Here is a 4,169-nt window from a genome sequence, read left to right on the forward strand (position 1 = left end):
GTCCGCCATGCCGAGGTCCTTCAGGACCGCGCCGTAGGAGCGAAGCTTGTCCGTCACGAGGACATCTGCTCGGCCGTGCTTCTTCATTGCTTTTCTGAGGAATTTCAGCGCAGCCTTCTTGTCCCGCGTCTTCGTGACGAAGCTTTCCAGCACTTCGCCCTCATGGTCGACCGCCCGCCAGAGGTAGTGCTGCTCGCCGTTGATCTTCACGAACATCTCGTCGAGGTGCCAGCGCCAGCGGCTCGATTTCANNCCCTNGATGCGTCGCTTNCGGATCTCACCGGCGAACATCGGNCCGAAGCGNNGCCACCAGAAGCGCACCGTCTCGTGGCTGACNTCGACGCCGCGNTCATGGAGNAGATCTTCGACGTTNCGNAGCGACAGCGGGAAGCGGACATACATCATCACCGCCAGTCGGATGATCTCGGAACTGGTCTTGAAGTACTTGAAGGGGCTGCGCTTGGTCATGCGGGGAAGCTATCCAGCCGCCCGCTCCGCCTCAAGCGAAGTTCTTCTGACAAGGCCAGATGAGGGGATCGAAAAGCTACGGCTTGAAATGACCAGGCGCTGCTCTGCTTGGGAGATGGAGACGTTATTCTATTTAGTCCGTCCACTTTCCGCTTCGGCGACGTTCGCTTTGACGGCCCGGAACGCGTCCGGAGTGACGGAGATAGAGTCGATGCCGTAGCCCACCAGCAAGCGCGCGAAGTCGGGATCGTTGCTCGGCGCCTGTCCGCAGAAGCCGACCTTGGCTCCGGCCGCATGAGCACGCGTGACGATCTGCTCGATCATCCACTGCACCGCCGGATCGCGTTCGCTGAATACATCGGCCAACTGCTCATTGTCGCGGTCCACGCCGAGCGTGAGCTGGGTGAGGTCGTTTGACCCGATCGAGAACCCATCGAAGCGTTTCGCAAATTCCTCGGCCAAGACCACGTTCGACGGAATCTCGCACATCATGTAGACTTGCAGCCCGTCGTCGCCCCGCCGCAGCCCGTTCTCGGCCATGACCTCCAGCACCTTGTCCGCCTCCTGCGGGGTGCGGCAGAATGGGATCATGACCACAATGTTGTCGAAGCCCTTTTCTCGACGTGCCCTGGCGATCGCTTGGCATTCGAGCGCGAACCCGTCGCGGTAGCCTTCCGAATAGTAGCGCGAGGCGCCGCGCCAGCCGATCATCGGGTTCTCTTCCTTGGGTTCGAACTGCGCCCCGCCAAGCAGCGCGGCGTATTCGTTAGTCTTGAAGTCGCTCATTCGAACGATGACCGGGTTGGGATGATGCACCGCGGCAATTCGGCTTAGCCCCAAGGCCAACGTGTCGACGAAGTAGTCGGTCCGCGTCTCGTAGGCGCGGGTCAGGACGGTAATTTCGTCGCGGACCTTATCATCGGTGATCTGGTCGAACCGCGTCAGGGCCAGCGGATGCACCTTGATCGCGTTGTTGACGACGAACTCCATCCGGGCCAAGCCGACACCATCCGAGGGCATTCGCCACCACCGTGAGGCCGCGGCCGGAGCGGCCATGTTGAACATGATCCTGGTGCGGGTCTCCGGCAGATCACCCACCTCAATATCCTCGACCTCGAAATCGGCAATCCCGGCATAGACGTAGCCGTCTTCGCCTTCGGCGCAACTGACCGTCACCTCTTGTTCGTCGTGCAGCACGTGGGTCGCGTTGCCGGTGCCCACGATGGCCGGCAGGCCCAATTCGCGGCTGACGATCGCGGCATGGCTGGTGCGCCCGCCGTGGTCGGTGACAATGGCCGAGGCGCGCTTCATGATCGGCACCCAGTCGGGGTCCGTCGTGGAAGTTACCAGCACTGCGCCATCGACGAAGCGGTCGATGTCCGACGCGTGTTCGATCAGGCAGACCTGCCCGGTGGCTATGGCGCCGCCGACCGAGAGGCCAGACAACAGCCGCTCGCCCTTGGATGTGAGCGTGAAGCTCTTCATGGCGCCCGCCCCGGCGCGGCTCTGCACAGTCTCGGGACGCGCCTGCACGATGTAGAGGCGCCCGGTCTCGCCGTCGCGGGCCCATTCCATGTCCATCGCGCAACCGTAGTGGCCCTCGATGGTGCAGGCCTGCCGGGCGAGTTCCACGATCTCCTCCTCGCTCAGCACGAAGCGCGACCGCTCGGCGCGCGAGGTTGGCACGTTCTTAGTCGCGCGGCCCTCGCCGGCGTAGACCATCTTTTTTTCCTTGGCGCCGAGCGCGCGTTCCACCACCGGCACCACGCCTTCGCGGCCCAGGAAGGGCTTGTAGACCATGTACTCGTCGGGGTTGACTGCACCCTGCACGACGTTTTCGCCGAGCCCCCAAGCGGCGTTGATTAGTACAACCTTATCGAAGCCCGACTCGGTGTCGATCGAGAACATGACGCCCGATCCGCCCAAGTCGGACCGCACCATCTGCTGCACGCCTACCGACAGCGCCACCTGCATGTGGTCGAAACCACGCACGGTTCGGTAGCTGATCGCCCGGTCGGTGAAGAGCGAGGCGAAGCAGCGCTTGCACGCGGCCAATAACGCCGCCTCGCCTTCGACGTTCAGGAACGTCTCCTGCTGCCCCGCAAAGCTCGCATCCGGCAGGTCCTCGGCGGTGGCCGACGAGCGCACAGCGACTGACGGCGTCTCCTTGCCGGTGCGCCGGGCAAGTTCCGCATAGGCCGCGCCGATGTCGGTCCGCAGGTCTTCCGACCAATCGCCCTCGACGATCATGCCGCGCACCCGCCGCCCGGCCTCGGCCAAGGTGATCTTATGGCTCGCGAGCGCATCCATCTCCGCCGCGATCCGATCCTCCAGATCATTGGCGGCGATGAAGGCGCGGAAGGCGTCGGCCGTGGTCGCGAACCCCGGAGGCACGTCGATTCCCTTCGGCGCGAGGGTGCTCACCATCTCGCCGAGGGAAGAGTTCTTGCCTCCCACCTTCGCCACGTCCGCGCGCTTTAGGTTCTCGAACCAGATCATATTCTCGGCCATCGGGCACTCCCATCGAATCCGTCTTTGGCCATCATTGCGGCATGAACCGGAGCGGTCCTTGATTCAGGTCATGTCTGCCTCACGATTGACGGGCTAGGTCGATCTTCAGAACCCAAGCAGAAAGGAGCCCGTAATGGAGCCCAAGGCGCTTATCGAACTAGCCAAACAGATCGAAGCCGAACCGGAATATGATGCGGATCTGTGTCGAACAGCCTTCGACCAGGTCGAGGTGCACCTGCCCGAGATCGACAAGGAGATGATCCGCAAGGGTGCGCTCGGCACCGTGGACGCGGTCCTCCTCATCGTCGATCACGGCCTCCCCGGCTGGACCATCTCCATGCACGGCACGGCAAGTGAACGGCACGGCGACTGGACAACTTCGCTGCGGCGTTCGGACACACAGGACAACGATGCGGTGATCGGGATTGGCAAGGGGCCCAAGCTGTCGAACACTCTGGTCGCAGCGCTGCTCAAGGCGCTGGCACATCGTCCGCCGGAGGCCGCATTCTAGAGTATCCGTCTTGATCAAGCCGGTTTCGGCGTCCATTTGCGGTCTTGTTGGACAAGCGCGTTGGCGAGTTCGATCAGCTTTCGCATGAGAGCGGTCAAGGCGACTTTTGCCGGCTTCCCGGCCTTGATCATGGCGTGGTATCTCTGTCGCAGATCCGGGTTGTGGCGGGCGGCGACGAGCGCAGGCATGTAGAGCGCGTCGCGCAGGAACTTGCGGCCGCCCTGGATGAAGGCAGCGCCGCGCCACTGGCCGGATTGCCGGGTCATAGGAGCAAGGCCTGCGAGGCTGGCGATCGGTGGTGTCAGACCAATTCGAACCAGTCTCAGGAAGGGCAGGGGGCCTGGCCATTATCCTGCGCAAAGACCGCGCCACTCGGCGAGAGCGGCGGTGCGGTTGGTCTTGAAGATGTCTCGGCTGGAGAGGGTGCTGGCAGACTAGAGCGTGTTGCGACTTTCCCGATTCAGGATTCCCTGTTGGCTTGATCTGTGATTCCCTGCCTGCAGACAGGTGGGAGGGATGAGAATGGGCAGACCACATCCTACGGCACTCCGAGAGCGCGTTGTGGCGTTTGTGGAGGAAGGGAACTCGCACCGCGCAACCGCCGCGCGGTTCCGAGTTTCGGTGAAGTTCGTCAACGACATGGTGATCCTGAAGCGCGAGACGGGCGGGTTGGCCCCGC

General features: G+C 63.0%; 3 protein-coding genes and 1 pseudogene. 1 reads left to right on the top strand and 3 read right to left on the bottom strand.

The window, feature by feature from the left end; translation table 11 throughout:
* Both JSE7799_RS10345 and ppsA read right to left on the bottom strand, forming a co-directional pair.
* A partial coding sequence (locus JSE7799_RS10345; protein WP_055663542.1) for an IS6 family transposase occupies nucleotides 1–468 on the bottom strand: 468 nt, incomplete at its 3' end.
* A 129-nt stretch (nucleotides 469–597) separates the two neighbouring features.
* Complete coding sequence (ppsA, locus tag JSE7799_RS10350) at nucleotides 598–2,979, bottom strand: phosphoenolpyruvate synthase (RefSeq protein WP_055663543.1); 2,382 nt, start codon at nucleotides 2,977–2,979, stop codon at nucleotides 598–600.
* A 133-nt stretch (nucleotides 2,980–3,112) separates the two neighbouring features.
* On the opposite strand from ppsA, the gene JSE7799_RS10355 reads away from it, so the two are divergent.
* Nucleotides 3,113–3,490 (top strand): hypothetical protein, encoded by a 378-nt coding sequence (locus JSE7799_RS10355; RefSeq protein WP_055663544.1) that lies wholly within the window; start codon nucleotides 3,113–3,115, stop codon nucleotides 3,488–3,490.
* Nucleotides 3,491–3,504: 14 nt separating this feature from the next.
* On the opposite strand, the pseudogene JSE7799_RS10360 reads toward JSE7799_RS10355, so the two are convergent.
* Nucleotides 3,505–3,789, bottom strand: a pseudogene (locus JSE7799_RS10360) (transposase); the annotation flags it as partial.
* Nucleotides 3,790–4,169 lie beyond the last annotated feature (380 nt).

The organism is Jannaschia seosinensis (assembly GCF_001408515.1).
In the GTDB taxonomy this organism is placed as follows: Bacteria; Pseudomonadota; Alphaproteobacteria; order Rhodobacterales; family Rhodobacteraceae; genus Jannaschia; species Jannaschia seosinensis.

What these genes read in the sequence shown, in the direction of transcription:
- ppsA (WP_055663543.1), bottom strand. Translation starts at nt 2,979, where the DNA reads ATGGCCGAGAATATGATCTGGTTCGAGAACCTAAAGCGCGCGGACGTG.
- JSE7799_RS10355 (WP_055663544.1), top strand. Translation starts at nt 3,113, where the DNA reads ATGGAGCCCAAGGCGCTTATCGAACTAGCCAAACAGATCGAAGCCGAA.